The sequence below is a fragment of the Xanthomonas sp. fls2-241-TYG-148 genome, from assembly GCF_030208815.1.
GTDB lineage: Bacteria > Pseudomonadota > Gammaproteobacteria > Xanthomonadales > Xanthomonadaceae > Xanthomonas > Xanthomonas campestris.
In genome coordinates, this window is record NZ_JARVTE010000018.1 from 119,695 (window position 1) to 132,835 (window position 13,141).

Annotated in this window: 11 protein-coding genes and 1 other RNA gene; 3 read left to right on the forward strand and 9 right to left on the reverse strand. The window is 66.1% G+C overall.

Annotated features, from left to right (window positions below):
• Positions 1 to 56 precede the first annotated feature (56 nt).
• Positions 57 to 1,382, reverse strand: a complete 1,326-nt coding sequence (locus QRM60_RS16995) for an L-fuconate dehydratase (protein WP_115557258.1) — start codon at positions 1,380 to 1,382, stop codon at positions 57 to 59.
• Positions 1,383 to 1,609: 227 nt separating this feature from the next.
• On the opposite strand from QRM60_RS16995, the gene QRM60_RS17000 reads away from it, so the two are divergent.
• Positions 1,610 to 1,684: non-coding RNA, sX9 sRNA (locus tag QRM60_RS17000), on the forward strand.
• Positions 1,685 to 1,980: 296 nt separating this feature from the next.
• On the opposite strand, the gene QRM60_RS17005 is transcribed toward QRM60_RS17000, so the two are convergent.
• The 4 genes from QRM60_RS17005 to QRM60_RS17020 all read right to left on the reverse strand — a co-directional run bounded on the left by QRM60_RS17005 (position 1,981) and on the right by QRM60_RS17020 (position 5,650).
• On the reverse strand, positions 1,981 to 2,838 hold the full coding sequence (locus QRM60_RS17005) for a fumarylacetoacetate hydrolase family protein (protein ID WP_042595873.1): 858 nt from the start codon (positions 2,836 to 2,838) through the stop codon (positions 1,981 to 1,983).
• 168 nt (positions 2,839 to 3,006) lie between these two features.
• A complete protein-coding gene (locus QRM60_RS17010; protein WP_285446681.1) occupies positions 3,007 to 3,777 on the reverse strand; it encodes an SDR family oxidoreductase in 771 nt (256 codons plus the stop codon).
• Entirely contained in the window at positions 3,774 to 4,646 is an 873-nt protein-coding gene (locus QRM60_RS17015) for an amidohydrolase family protein (RefSeq protein WP_161962904.1), read from the reverse strand. Before QRM60_RS17015 ends, QRM60_RS17010 begins: the two co-directional genes overlap by 4 nt.
• Entirely contained in the window at positions 4,643 to 5,650 is a 1,008-nt protein-coding gene (locus QRM60_RS17020) for an aldo/keto reductase (protein ID WP_274298877.1), read from the reverse strand. The genes QRM60_RS17015 and QRM60_RS17020 overlap by 4 nt, the downstream gene beginning before the upstream one ends.
• Positions 5,651 to 5,920: 270 nt before the next feature.
• On the opposite strand from QRM60_RS17020, the gene QRM60_RS17025 reads away from it, so the two are divergent.
• Positions 5,921 to 7,555 (forward strand): family 43 glycosylhydrolase, encoded by a 1,635-nt coding sequence (locus tag QRM60_RS17025; RefSeq protein WP_285446682.1) that lies wholly within the window; start codon positions 5,921 to 5,923, stop codon positions 7,553 to 7,555.
• 267 nt (positions 7,556 to 7,822) lie between these two features.
• Here QRM60_RS17025 and QRM60_RS17030 read toward each other — a convergent pair whose 3' ends face one another.
• Together QRM60_RS17030 and QRM60_RS17035 are read right to left on the reverse strand one after the other, a co-directional pair.
• Entirely contained in the window at positions 7,823 to 8,026 is a 204-nt protein-coding gene (locus QRM60_RS17030; protein WP_012439607.1) for a hypothetical protein, read from the reverse strand.
• 4 nt (positions 8,027 to 8,030) lie between these two features.
• Positions 8,031 to 8,594 carry a TlpA disulfide reductase family protein gene (locus QRM60_RS17035; protein ID WP_285446740.1) on the reverse strand — a complete coding sequence of 188 codons (564 nt, stop codon included), beginning with the start codon at positions 8,592 to 8,594 and terminating at the stop codon, positions 8,031 to 8,033.
• A gap of 408 nt (positions 8,595 to 9,002) precedes the next feature.
• Here QRM60_RS17035 and QRM60_RS17040 point away from each other — a divergent pair, with 408 nt between their 5' ends.
• Positions 9,003 to 9,911 carry a DUF4424 domain-containing protein gene (locus tag QRM60_RS17040; protein ID WP_285446683.1) on the forward strand — a complete coding sequence of 303 codons (909 nt, stop codon included), beginning with the start codon at positions 9,003 to 9,005 and terminating at the stop codon, positions 9,909 to 9,911.
• 307 nt (positions 9,912 to 10,218) lie between these two features.
• On the opposite strand, the gene QRM60_RS17045 is transcribed toward QRM60_RS17040, so the two are convergent.
• Both QRM60_RS17045 and acs read right to left on the reverse strand, forming a co-directional pair.
• Complete coding sequence (locus QRM60_RS17045; RefSeq protein WP_011039130.1) at positions 10,219 to 10,887, reverse strand: response regulator transcription factor; 669 nt, start codon at positions 10,885 to 10,887, stop codon at positions 10,219 to 10,221.
• A gap of 231 nt (positions 10,888 to 11,118) precedes the next feature.
• Positions 11,119 to 13,062 carry an acetate--CoA ligase gene (gene acs / locus QRM60_RS17050; RefSeq protein ID WP_014506105.1) on the reverse strand — a complete coding sequence of 648 codons (1,944 nt, stop codon included), beginning with the start codon at positions 13,060 to 13,062 and terminating at the stop codon, positions 11,119 to 11,121.
• Positions 13,063 to 13,141 lie beyond the last annotated feature (79 nt).

Consider the following 13,141-nt stretch of genomic DNA (forward strand, 5'->3'; position numbering starts at 1 on the left):
CTCATGAAGCCGTTTTGCACCGCGCACTGCTGCAGCACGCGGTGCGTTGACGCTGCTTATGACTTCGCCTTGCTGGCTGCCAGGTCTTCGACCCAGAAGCGGCCGTCGGGGTAGCTGAATTCTGCGATCGAGGCGGGGTGCATTTCTGCCGAGAAACCGGGCACCTCTGGGGCAAGATAGCGGCCGTGCTGGATGCGTACCGGGTCCAGGAAGTGCTGGTGCAGGTGGTCGACGAATTCGATGGCGCGGTCTTCCATCTTGCCGGTGATCGCGACGAAGTCGGCCATCGCCAGGTGCTGCACCAGTTCGCACAGGCCCACGCCGCCGGCGTGCGGGAACACGCGCACGCCAAACTTGGCGGCCAGCAGCAGGATGGCGAGGTTTTCGTTGACGCCGCCCACGCGTGCGGCATCGATCTGGATCAGGTCTACCGCGCCGGCCTGCAGCAGCTGCTTGAACACCACCCGGTTCTGGGTGTGCTCGCCGGTGGAGACCGGCACCGGGGTGATGCCCTGGCGAATGGCGGCATGGCCCAGCACGTCGTCCGGGCTGGTGGGTTCTTCGATCCAGGCGATGTCGAATTCGGCCAGCTGGCGCATCCAGTCGATGGCCGGGCCCACGTCCCAGCGCTGGTTGGCGTCTACCGCCATTGCGATGTCCGGGCCGATCGCGGCGCGCGCCAGGCGACAGCGGCGGATATCGTCCTGCACGTTGGCGCCGACCTTGAGCTTGATGGTGCGGAAGCCGTCGGCCACCGCTTCCTTGGCCAGGCGCACCAGCTTTTCATCCGAATAGCCGAGCCAGCCGGGCGAGGTGGTGTAGGCCGGATAGCCCTGTTCGATCAGCGTGGCGATGCGTGCTGCACGCTGCGGTTGTGCATCGCGCAGGAGGGCCAGCGCTTCGTCGCGGGTGAGGGCGTCGCTGAGGTAGCGGAAGTCGATGGTGTCCACCAGCTGCTCGGGCGTGAGCTCGGCAATGAAGCGCCACAGCGGCTTTTTCGCCGCGCGCGCGGCCAGATCCCAGGCGGCGTTGATCACCGCGCCGATCGCCATGTGCATCACGCCCTTTTCCGGGCCCAGCCAGCGCAGCTGCGAGTCGTTGGTGAGGCGGCGTGCGAACGCGCCCAGGTCCGCGATCACCTCGTCCACCGATAGGCCAACCACGTGCTCGGCCAATGCGGCCACGGCGGCGGTCTGCACGTCGTTGCCGCGGCCGATGGTGAACACCAGGCCGTAACCGGCCAGGTCTTCCGCGCCGTCGGTGCGCAGCACCACATAGGCGGCCGAGTAATCCGGATCGGGATTCATCGCGTCCGACCCATCGAGCTCGCGCGAGGTGGGGAAGCGGACGTCGTGGGTCTCGAGGGCGATGATGGTGCTCATGGAAGTCCTGGCGATGGAAACGGGAATAGGAAAATGGGTTGAAAAAACGTGAGCGAAGCGGTGCGCTTGACCCTCTCTCCTCGGGAGAGGGGTGAGGGTACGGACGCAAAGCGCCGGAGATATTGAAGCGCTGCAATGACCATGCGCTTGCAACGCAGATCAGTAAGAGCAGCTATCAAAACTACTGCGCAGCCGCCAGGCGGGCGCGGCCGGTGCTCGGAATCCTCATGTACCCACGTACATTCCGGTTCCTCCGCGCCGTCCGCACCCACCTGACGACTGCTCGCTACGTTTTGTTAGCCGCTCTAAATCAACTTCCTGACTCACTGCGCGTCGGTATCGACGCGCTGCGACGCTTGGAAGTTCAACGCCCTCGCACCCCGCATATAAAAATTTGCGCATGACGCATCGACATGTCAGGCCTAACAACAAAGACACAGTGCGACGACTGCTTGGATACGTCGCTACGTACCCTCACCCCAACCCCTCTCCCGCGGGGAGAGGGGCTTAGGTTGCATCGCGCGGATGCATCATTACCTGTCTTGACTGCAAGCTCGCTCCCGGGGGACCAGCATCCCGGGAAGGGAGTTAGGCAGCTTCAAACAGCATCACGCGGATGCGCCACCACCGGCTGACGCTGGCGACCCAGGCCTTCGATCTCCAGCTCCATCACGTCGCCCGGCTTGAGATACACCGGCGGCTTCTGGCCCAGGCCCACGCCCGGCGGGGTGCCGGTACTGATCACATCGCCCGGCATCAGTGTCATGTAGCGGCTGATATGGCTGACCAGTTCGGCCACGCCGAACACCATCGTGCGGGTGCTGCCGTTCTGGTAGCGGTGGCCGTTGACCTCCAGCCACATCGACAGGTTCTGCGGGTCGGCGATCTCATCGCGCGTCACCAGCCACGGGCCGATCGGGCCGAAGGTGTCGGCGCTCTTGCCCTTGACCCACTGGCCGCCGTGTTCGAGCTGGAATTCGCGCTCGGACAGATCGTTGATCACCGCATAGCCGGCCACGTGGTTTAGCGCCTCGTCCACCGACACATCGCGCGCCACATCGCCGATCACCACGCCCAGTTCCACTTCCCAGTCGCTCTTCACCGAGCCGCGCGGGATGATCACGGTGTCGTTGGGGCCGCACACCGCGGTGGTGGCCTTCATGAAAAGAATCGGCATCTTGGGCACTTCCATGCCCGATTCGGCGGCGTGGTCGGCGTAGTTCAGGCCAACGCAGATGAACTTGCCGATCTGGCCAACCGCCGCGCCGTAGCGCTGCTCGCCTTCGATCAGCGGCAGCGATGCGACATCCAGCGCGCGCAACGTGTCCAGACCGGCGTTGGTGATGTGCTCACCGGCCACGTCGCTGATCACGCCGCTCAGGTCGCGGAGCTTGCCGTCGCTGTCGATCAGGCCGGGACGTTCCTGGCCGGGGGCGCCTACGCGTACGAGTTTCATGCAGTCTTCCTTTGCAGATGAGGAATGGAGCGGCTAGCAAACCTAGCGCGCGTGCATCGGGTGGGTAAGGACGGGGTGCTCAAATCAGGGCGGACGCGCGATACAGACCGTATCTGGCACTGGCCGCGTCCACGCTGTGGTGAGCGCCACCTTGATGCGTTGCCGCGCTCAGTTGGACCAGCCGCCGTCGATGATGTGGGTCTGGCCGGTGGTGAATGACGATTCGTCCGAGGCCAGGTACACCACCAGCTGCGCGATCTCGCGCGGGTCGCCCAGGCGGCCCATCGGCTGGCGGTCGGTGAAGCTCTTCCACACCGCCTGCTCGTCGCCGCCGAGCGCTTGCACGCGCTGGCCCAGCGACGGCGTCTTGATGGTGCCCGGGCAGATCGCATTGCAGCGCACGCCCTGGGCCACGTAATCGGCGGCGATCGCCTTGCTCAAGCCGATCACCGCGGCCTTGGTCACGCCGTAGACGAAGCGGTTCGGCACGCCCTTGATGCTGGAAGCCACCGAGGACATGTTGATGATGCTGCCGCGGGCGCGCTCGAGCATGCCCGGCAGCACCGCCTTGCAGGTGTAGTACATCGCATCGACATTGATCGAGAACGAACGGCGCCAGGCCGGCTCGTCGCAGTCCAGAATGCTGCCCTGGTGCACGTAGCCGGCGCAGTTGAACAACACATCGAACGGGCCGTGCGCGGCCACCAGCGCAGTGATCGCCGCCGCGTCGGTGACATCCAGCAACTGGGTGGTGATGGCGTCGGATTCGGCGGCCAGCGCCTGCAGCGCGGCGGCGTCGATGTCGGTAGCGATCACGTGCGCACCGGCGCGTGCGCAGGCCAGCGCGCTTTCGCGGCCGATGCCGGCGCCGGCGGCGGTGATCAGGCAACGCTTGCCCTGCAGGCGGGTGTTGGACGTCGTGGGAATGGAGACTGTCATACCGATAAGGTTCCGTGGGTGGGGGCCGCCGGCCGTGGCAGACGATAGAACGTGCGTGCGTTGTCGCCGAACACCGCCGCGGCGTGGCCGTCGGCGTACTGCTGTACCAGCTGCTGTGCGATCTGCAGCCACTGTGCGTAGTCCGCGCGCTGGGTCAGCACCGGCCAGTCGCTACCCCACAGCACACGTTGCGCGCCGAAGCGTGCGAACAGATGCGCCACATAGGGCTCGAGCGTCTGCGCGGTGGCACCGCGCGCCGCTTCGGTGAGCAGGCCGGAGAGTTTGCAGTGCACGCCGGGATGCTGCGCCAGCGCCGCGATGCCGGCGGCCCAGGCAACGAATTCGCCCGCGGCAATCGCCGGTTTGCCGCCATGGTCGACGACCACGCGCAGGCCGGGATGACGCTGCAGGCGCGCCTGCAACGCGGGCACGTGCGCGGCGCGGATCAAGGCATCGAATGCCAGGTCGTGCGCGATCAATGCATCGAAGGCAGCATCCAGCGCGGGGCTGGCCAGCCACTGCACATCGGCAATGTCCTGCACCATCGGGCGCAGGCCCTTGAGCAGGCCACCGCCGGCGCGCACCAATGCGCCGATCCGCGCAGGTGCATCGGGCGCGGCAAAATCCACCCAGCCCACCACGCCGGCGATGCGCGGGGTGTCGCGCGCCAGCTCGAACAGGTAGCAGGTTTCCGCCTCGGTGGCGGCGGCCTGCATCACCACCACGCTGTCGACATCGGCCGCATCCAGCGCGGCGCTCACATCGTCCGGACCGAAGTCGCGGTACAGCGCGCTCAGCTCCGGCGTGAGCCAGTCGTAATCGCCACGGCCCAGGTGCCAGAAATGCAGGTGCGCATCGACCCGGCTCATGGCGTGGGCAACGCCGCGTCGAGCAGGCCGTCGTCGCGCAGCCGCTGCCACAGCGCGGCCGGCACCGTCGCTTGCAGGCGCGCACTGGCCGACTGCACTTCGGCCACGCTGCGCATGCCTGCCACCACCGTGATCACCGCCGGATGCGCCAGCGGGAACTGCAGCGCGGCCGCACCGATATCCACGCCGAACGCGGCGCAGGCGGCGTACAGACGCTGCGCATGGTCCAGCGTGGCCGCATCCACCGGGGCGTAGTTGTAGGTGGCGCCGGGGCCGCGCGCGTCGCTCAGCAGGCCCGAGCTGTATGGGCCTGCCGACAGGATCGCCACGTTGCGTTGCTGCGCCTGGTCGAGCAGCGCGCGTGCGCCGTGCTGTTCCAGCAGGGTGTAGCGGCCGGCCAGCATTACGCAGTCGAGCGGAAACCGTGGCAGCACCTCCAGTGCCACGTCCTGCTCGTTGACGCCCAGCCCGATCGCTCCGCATGCACCGGCCGCCTTCAGCTCCGCCATCGCCGGCAAGGCCTCCTCCAAGGCCTGGCGCAGCACGTTGGCATGGTTGTCGCCGTGGGTCAGCGCACCGATGTCGTGCAGCAACAGCACATCGATGTAGTCGGTGCCCAGGCGTTCCAGGCTGGAGGCGAACGCGCGCCGCACGCCATTGGCGCTGTAGTCGAACTCGGCGCGCCGGCCGGCCACCGCAAAGCCGTCGCGCCCGGCAACCGCCGTTGCGTCGTCATAGACGCAGCGGCCCACCTTGGTCGACAGCGTGTAGTCCGCGCGCGGCACGCCGGCCAGCCCACGGCCCAGGCGCGCCTCGCTCAGCCCGTAGCCGTAGTAGGGCGCGGTATCGAAATGGCGGATGCCGGCCTCGAACGCGCCCGTCACCGCGGCCAGCGCGTCGCCCTCGTCGACCGCGCTGTACAGATTGCCGATCGGCGCCGCGCCAAAGCCCAGTGCCGACAACTGCACTGCGGTGCTGCCCACACGCTGGCGCGGCACATTCATGCCGGCCACCGGGTGCGCAGGGCGCGGGCGGCAAGGGGGCGAACGTGATCGGCACAGCGGTGATGCGACATCGGGGACATCCAGCAGCCGGTGGGGCCGGGCTGTTCGCATATGAATATCGCAATCATAAGTGAACAGGGCACGCTGCAGTGCAGCATATGCCGGCAGGCGCGCCCGCCAGTCGAGGTTCCTATAGAAGGTCCGATTGCGGTTGCCTGCACGCAGGCGCTGGGGCTAGATACCAGGTCCTCATGACGCCACAGGCCCTGCATGCCAACCACCACCCGGCGGGACGTATTCAAGCTGCTGGCCGCAAGTGCCGGTGCCGCCGTGGCACCGGCGGCGCTGGGCGCCACCGCAGCGCCGCCGGCCGCGGGCTGCGCGCAGCCCCCGCAGTGGGGGCGCGGGGTCGAGGGGCAGCGCACTGCGGATCTGGGCAACGGCACCTATCGCAATCCCATCGTGGCCGGCGACCATCCGGACCCGACCATCCTCAAGGATGGCGACGACTACTACATGACGTTTTCGTCGTTCTTCTCCTACCCGGGCATCGTGCTGTGGCATTCCACCGACCTGGTCAACTGGACGCCGATCGGCCCGGCCCTGCGCCAGCAGCTTGGCACCATCTGGGCGCTGGACCTGTGCAAGCACGACGGCCGCTACTTCATCTACATCCCGGCCAATCCCGACGACCGCGGTTGGTCGATCTTCGTGATCTGGGCCGATGACATTCGTGGCCCGTGGAGCACGCCGGTCGATTTGAAGATCGCCGGCTGCATCGACCCGGGCCACGTGGTGGGCGAAGACGGCGCGCGCTATCTGTTCGTCAACGGCATCCGCAAGATCCGTCTACGCGCCGATGGCCTGGCTAGCGACGGCCCGCTCGAACCGGCGTACGCGCCGTGGCGTTATCCAGACGACTGGGTGGTGGAAAACTTCGCGCCCGAAGGCCCCAAGCTCACCTGGCACAACGGCTGGCTGTATCTGGTCACCGCGGTCGGTGGCACCGCCGGGCCGGTGACCGGGCATATGGTGATCGCCGCGCGTTCGCGCTCGGTGCATGGGCCGTGGGAACACTGCCCGCACAATCCACTGGTGCGCACGCAATCACCGCAGGAGCCGTGGTGGTCGCGCGGCCACGCCACGCTGGTGGAAGGCCCACGCGGCGACTGGTGGATGGTCTATCACGGCTACGAAAACGGCTTCCGCACGCTGGGCCGGCAGACCTTGCTGGAGCCGATCGAATGGACCGCCGATGGCTGGTTCCGGGCCACCGGCGGTGATCTGTCCAGGCCGTTGCGCACGCCGGCGCGTCTGGCAACGGCGGCGGCACCGATGGCGACAGGCTTCGCGTTGTCCGATGATTTTTCCACCGACAAGCTCGGCACCCAGTGGAGCCTGCATGCGCCCAAGCCCGGCGAGCAGGCGCGCGTGCGGCGGGCCAACCAGGCGTTGACGCTGGCCTGCACCGGCACATCGCCGGCAGACAGCGCACCGCTGACTTGCGGCGTACCGGATCGCGCCTACACGGCCGAGGTGACGTTGGAGCTGGTCGGCAATGCCGAAGGCGGCATCCTGCTGTTCTACAACCACAAGGCGTTCGTCGGGATTGGCTTCACCGCCGATACCATGAAAACCTACGAATATTCCGAAGAACTGGTGTGGGCACGCGCACCGAACACGCAGCGCCACATCCGCGTGCGCCTGACCAACGATCAGCAGGTAGTGACCTACCACTATTCGTTCGATGAGGGCCGCAACTGGGTGCGCCATCCCACTCGCATGGAAGTCTCCGGCATGCATCACAACGTGTTCGGCGGCTTCCTGAGCCTGCAGCTGGGCATCTACGCCGCGCAGGAGGGCAGCGTGGTGCTACGTGATTTCCGCTATCGCGCGCTGGGTTGATGCGGCTGGCTGCGCTTGGGTGAGTTGCCAGTGCATGCGCACGTGTGGACAGCATGCGCGAGGACATGCGGGAACACGTTGAGGCAGCGCTATTACCTAGGCACTTTCAGCGTATGCGCACGTCACTGCATTGCAACGCCGAGAAAACAGCGCACATCACGCGCGCCGTCTATTGCGACATCCACCAGGCGCTTGCTGCCCTGCACGCAGTGCGCCTCACAGTTCCCGCGTGCGGAAAAGCGGGGCCGCGCGGCCCCGCCTGGCGGCTTAGCCGCAGCAATAGCACACGTTGCCTTGCCCCAATTGGCCGCCGAATTCCGGACACTCGGCCGCGCATTGCCATGCGCTGCAGGCTTCAGTCGTGGGCTGGGTGTTGCTGCCTGCCATGACCTGGAATGCGCCGAAGCCGGTACTGGCCAGGAACGCCGCTGCCACCAACGCATTGCGTACAGATAACCAACGCTTGTTCATGCACTCACTCCTTCACCGTTGCCAATGCCGCTGGCGCATCCGTGCGGCGCAACGCGGCGACCAGGTCCTGCACCCGCTCCGTGGTATCGAACAGGCCAACATGGGAATGGCGCACGCGCCCCTCCCCATCGACGGCCATCACCAATGGCACATTGCGCGCCCGAAACAGCATCAGCGCGCGGCGGTCGGTCAGCGTGACCACCGGAAAATCGAAACCATGCACGTGCGCATAGCGCGCAGCCTGCGCCGAGTCGCAATGGCAGACACCCAGCAATTGCGGACGGCCCGGCAGGTTGGCCTGCAACTGGCGCGCCGCACGCACCACCGTCGGCGCCGAGCGCTGGCAATACGGGCAGGTGGTGGTAAAGAAGAACAGCACTTGCGGCTGCCCCTGCGCGGCGCCCAACGTATAGCTGCGTCCATCCACACCCGTGGCAGCGATGGTCGGCACGTACATGCCGGCGTAGGGCGCAGTCACGCGCGTCTGCAGCCAATGTTGCTGCGTGCGCAATTGCTGGTTCTGCCACGCCAGCACCGCCACCAGGATGCACGCCGCCAGCAAGCCCAACCATAGCCATGGAAAACGTCGCGCCATCTGTGCTCCTGCTGCATCGCGTGAGCACGAGCCTTGTCCAGGCATCAGCAGATGGTCAATGGTGATATCGACAACTGCGATGGCGCGCGACACCTGGCTGTGGAAGCGATCACGCCGCAGCGCTTGGGCTTGCCAGTCTTTCCGCGTGACGCAGCTGTTAGTTGCGCAAGTGGACGCGGTTGGCGCGCGGTGCGCACGTTGCCAACAGGTCGTGTTGCAGAAGGTGTGGGTTCGCCGGCGGCCGGCAAAAGATGAGCAAGCGCCTCGCACCCGCTTGCGAGCAGTGACTGCGGTGTGGCGCTTGGGCCTGCTGCGCCTGGAGACGGCGTGGCATGCTAGCGCTCTGCGGCGCGTCGGTGCGCGCTGGTACCCAGGGGACCCATGCATACGCTCTTTTCCGCACGCCGCCTGCTGGCGCTGGCCGTGCTTGTCTGCGCCAGCGCGCAGGCCAATGACAGCAGTTTTGGCGATGACAACGGCACCATCCGCTTGCTGCACCAGCCCGACATCAACATGGACAAGGAAGTGCTGTTCCTGAGCGAGGAGCGCGTACAGGTGGACTACGTGTTCACCAACAACAGCGAGCGCGACCTCAGCGTGCCGGTGGCCTTCCCGATGCCGCCGATGTATTTCGGCATGGCCGACCACAGCGAACTCACCGATTTCAAACTGTGGGCGGACGGCAAGCCGATTGCCACCACGCGCAAGTTGGTGGTGTTGCTGGACGACGGCAGCGACATCTCCAAGGCGTTCGTTGCCACCGGCTGGACCCAGGACGATGTGGCCGCCTTCACCGAATCCGGCACCCCACCCAAGGGACGCAAACCGTTGCCCGCGCGTTGGGTCGATGCCGACGCGCAACCGCGTTTCACCCTCAACGAGTACTTCGTGTGGCAACAGGCTTTTCCGGCGCGCCGCAGCGTGCAGATCCGGCATGCGTATGCGCCCAGCCTGTCCACCGGCGTGCCGCAGCCCAGCACGTATTTGCTGGAGTCTTATGCCAAGGACACGTGCATTGAACCGGCCACCAAGAGCAGCATGCAACGCCGCGAAGGCCAGTCCGGCCTGGCCTGGGCCAACTTGCGCTACGTGCTCACCACCGGCAAGAATTGGAACGGCCCGATCAAGGACTTCCAGTTGACCATCCGCAAGCAAGCCGCCAGCGACATCCTCAGCCTGTGCTTCGACGGCGAGCTGAAAAAGATCGACCCGCTGACCTTCCAGGCCAAGCAGGCCAACTTCGTGCCGATGCGCGATCTGAACATCTTGTTCGTGCGCGCGCCGGAATAGACGGCAGCGCTCCACATGTAGGAGCGCACCCAGGCGCGACGGAGCTTTACCGGTAACGCCCACCACAGTCGTCTGCGCCAACGCGCATCAGGGGTCTTCTGCAACACGCGGCTTCGCCGAGAAAGCCCATCGCGTCCAGGTGCGCTCCTGCGCTGGTGCGGCGTTGCGTTGTGCGGCATTGCAACTCTATCGTTTAACCCAACAACAACGACGGCAAAGGGTAGCGGGATCACACGTAGGAGCGCGCTCGCGCGCGACCGGGCTTCCTCCGACCAACCCAACGCCCGCACACGCACGCGTGCGCGCGTCAGTCGTCTTCCGGCGGAGGCAACACGATGCCGTCGGCATCGATGGCGAGCTTGCCGGCCATCAACACCGCCTGGGTGCGATTCGTCACCCCAAGCTTGCGCAGGATGGCAGTGACGTGTGCCTTGATGGTGGCTTCGGACACGCCCAGGTCGTAGGCGATCTGCTTATTGAGGCGGCCGGCGCCCAGCATCTGCAGCACACGGAATTGTTGCGGTGTGAGATCGCGCAGGCGTTGGCCAACCTCACGTTCTTCGCTGTCGGTCGGCGGCAGGTTCTGTGCCTCGGCCGGAATCCAGCGTTCGCCATCGAGCACCGTGGCCAGGGCGCGGCCAATGGTGTCCGAGTCGGCGGATTTGGGGATGAATCCGAATGCGCCATGGTCGATCGCACGCCGCATCACCGTGGGTTCTTCGCGTGCAGACACCACCACTACCGGCAGCTGCGGATGCAGCGAGCGCATATGCACCAGCGCGCTGAATCCCTGCGCGCCCGGCATGTTGAGATCCATCAACAACAGGTCGGCATCGGGCTGCGCATCTGCCAAGGTATATAGCGCATCGACGTTGTCGGCCTCGAACAGTTCCACCCCCGGCATCACCCGCTGCACCGCCCCGCGCAAGGCTTCACGGAACAAAGGATGGTCGTCGGCAATCAGCAGGGTGGTCATTGTGGGGCCGGGAATCGGGAGTGGGGAATCGGGAATTGCAAAAGCAACAGCGGAAAGCGAAGGGCGTGCGATCTGGCGTTGGGCGTGTAAGGCGGCGGGAGCGGGGCGCCGAAGAGGAGGTGCGCGAGCAGGGATCGGCGTCTCACCAATCCCCACCTCGCGCCCTAACTCCCCAGCCCCCAGGGAACCGCTCTCACGATTCCCCACTCCCGATTCCCCACTCCCAGCTCCTCAGCGCGTCAGCCGCTCATTGACCAGCGAATCCACCACCGATGGATCGGCCAGCGTGGAGGTGTCGCCCAGCTGATCGGGTGCGTTTTCGGCGATCTTGCGCAGGATGCGGCGCATGATCTTGCCCGAGCGGGTCTTCGGCAGGCCCGGAGCCCACTGCAGATGGTCCGGCGAGGCGATCGGGCCGATCTCCTTGCGCACCCAGCTCACCAGTTCCTTGTGCAGCTCTTCGCTGGGCGTCTCGCCGGCGATCAGGGTCACGTAGGCATAGATGCCCTGGCCTTTGACGTCGTGCGGGAAGCCGACCACGGCCGCTTCGGCGACCTTCGGGTGCGAGACCAGCGCGCTTTCCACCTCGGCGGTGCCGATGCGGTGGCCGGAGACGTTGATCACGTCGTCCACGCGGCCGGTGATCCAGTAGTAGCCATCGGCGTCGCGGCGGCAGCCGTCACCGGTGAAGTAGCTGCCCGGGTAGGTGCGGAAGTAGGTGTCGATGAAGCGCTGGTGGTCGCCGTAGACGGTGCGCATCTGGCCCGGCCACGAATCCAGCAGCACCAGGTTGCCCTCGGTGGCGCCTTCCAGGATCTTGCCTTCGGCATCGACCAGGGCCGGCTGCACGCCGAAGAAAGGTAGGGTGGCCGAGCCGGGCTTGAGGTCCACCGCGCCGGCCAGCGGCGAGATCAGGATGCCGCCGGTTTCGGTCTGCCACCAGGTGTCCACGATCGGGCAGCGGCTGTCGCCGACCACCTCGTAGTACCAGCGCCACGCTTCAGGATTGATCGGCTCGCCAACGCTGCCGAGCAGGCGCAGGCTGCTGCGCGAGGTCTTCTTGACCGGCGCTTCGCCTTCGCGCATCAACGCGCGGATGGCGGTGGGCGCGGTGTAGAAGATGGTGACCTGGTGCTTGTCGATCACTTCCCAGAAACGCGAGACGTTGGGGTAATTCGGCACGCCTTCGAACATCACCGCGGTGGCGCCGTTGGCCAGCGGTCCGTAGACGATGTAGCTGTGGCCGGTGACCCAGCCCACGTCGGCGGTGCACCAATAGATGTCGTCCTCGCGCAGGTCGAACACCACTTCATGCGTGTAGCTGGCAAACAGCAGGTAGCCGGCGGTGGTGTGCAGCACGCCCTTGGGCTTGCCGGTGGACCCGGAGGTGTAGAGGATGAACAAAGGGTCTTCCGCGTTCATGCGCTCGGGTTCGCACTCGGCTGGTTGACCGTCGACCACGTCATGGAACCAGCGGTCGCGCGGGGCCTGCATGTCCACCGCGCCGCCGGTGTGGCGCACCACCAGCACGGTTTCGACCGTATTGGTGCCGGGAATCTTCAGTGCCGCATCCACGTTGGCCTTGAGCGGGATCTTCTTGCCGCCACGCAGGCCTTCGTCGGCGGTGATGATCAGCTTGCTCTGGCAGTCGATCACGCGGTCGGCGATGGAGTTGGCCGCAAAGCCGCCAAACACCACCGAGTGCACCGCACCGATGCGCGCGCAGGCGAGCATCGCCACGGCGGCATCGACGATCATCGGCAGATAGATGGTGACCCGGTCACCCTTCTTGACGCCCAGGTTGCGCAGCGCGTTGCCCAGCTTGCACACGCGCTCATAGAGCTCGCGGTAGGTGACCGGGTAGGACGGCGAATCCGGGCTGTCAGGTTCGAACAGCAGCGCGGTCTTGTCGCCGCGGGTAGCGAGCTGGCGGTCCAGGCAGTTGACGCTGGCATTGAGCTCGCCGTCGCCGAACCAGCGCACGTGGAAGTCGTCCAGCGCGAAGCTGACGTCCTTGATCTGGGTGGGTTGCTTGAACCAGTCCAGCCGCTGCGCGGCCTTGCCCCAGAACTGCTCGGGGTGTTCGATCGATTCGCGGTACAGCGTTGCGTACTGTTCCCGCGTGATGCGCGCACCGGCGGCGAACGCGGGATCGACGGGATAAACATCAGCCATGGCACCCTCACTTGCGATCAACTTGTCGGAAGAGGGCCGCTTGCGCGTGCCCCGTAGACAATCAGTGTGCCGCATCCAT

Bases quoted from the DNA above. Each gene is read 5' to 3' on its own strand.
- QRM60_RS16995 (WP_115557258.1), bottom strand. From the start codon at position 1,382: ATGAGCACCATCATCGCCCTCGAGACCCACGACGTCCGCTTCCCCACC.
- QRM60_RS17005 (WP_042595873.1), bottom strand. From the start codon at position 2,838: ATGAAACTCGTACGCGTAGGCGCCCCCGGCCAGGAACGTCCCGGCCTG.
- QRM60_RS17010 (WP_285446681.1), bottom strand. From the start codon at position 3,777: ATGACAGTCTCCATTCCCACGACGTCCAACACCCGCCTGCAGGGCAAG.
- QRM60_RS17015 (WP_161962904.1), bottom strand. From the start codon at position 4,646: ATGAGCCGGGTCGATGCGCACCTGCATTTCTGGCACCTGGGCCGTGGC.
- QRM60_RS17020 (WP_274298877.1), bottom strand. From the start codon at position 5,650: ATGAATGTGCCGCGCCAGCGTGTGGGCAGCACCGCAGTGCAGTTGTCG.
- QRM60_RS17025 (WP_285446682.1), top strand. From the start codon at position 5,921: ATGCCAACCACCACCCGGCGGGACGTATTCAAGCTGCTGGCCGCAAGT.
- QRM60_RS17030 (WP_012439607.1), bottom strand. From the start codon at position 8,026: ATGAACAAGCGTTGGTTATCTGTACGCAATGCGTTGGTGGCAGCGGCG.
- QRM60_RS17040 (WP_285446683.1), top strand. From the start codon at position 9,003: ATGCATACGCTCTTTTCCGCACGCCGCCTGCTGGCGCTGGCCGTGCTT.
- QRM60_RS17045 (WP_011039130.1), bottom strand. From the start codon at position 10,887: ATGACCACCCTGCTGATTGCCGACGACCATCCTTTGTTCCGTGAAGCC.
- acs (WP_014506105.1), bottom strand. From the start codon at position 13,062: ATGGCTGATGTTTATCCCGTCGATCCCGCGTTCGCCGCCGGTGCGCGC.